Source organism: Collinsella intestinalis, from assembly GCF_902501455.1.
GTDB classification, from domain to species: domain Bacteria; phylum Actinomycetota; class Coriobacteriia; order Coriobacteriales; family Coriobacteriaceae; genus Collinsella; species Collinsella intestinalis.
Genome location: NZ_CABWIC010000022.1, coordinates 1 through 212, shown reverse-complemented (window position 1 = coordinate 212; position 212 = coordinate 1). Strand labels below are relative to the sequence as shown.

The 212-nt window shown below is 67.5% G+C and carries 1 rRNA gene; it reads right to left on the bottom strand.

The window, feature by feature from the left end:
• Positions 1 to 212, bottom strand: a 23S ribosomal RNA gene (locus AOBCEHNH_RS07065); the annotation flags it as partial.

The following is a 212-nucleotide window of genomic DNA, read 5'->3' as shown; positions in this document are numbered from 1 at the left end:
CCTGGCACGGTCCCCCATCCGGATGACGGCATGGGGTTAGGACGCCGGCGCGCCGAGGGCGGTATTCCAAGGTCGGCTCCACCCAGGCTGGCGCCCGGGCTTCGAAGCCTCCCGCCTATCCTCTACGCGACGGGCCAGCGGCCAATGCCAAGCTGCAGTGAAGGTTCACGGGGTCTTTCCGTCCTTCCGCGGGTAAGTCGCATCTTCACGAC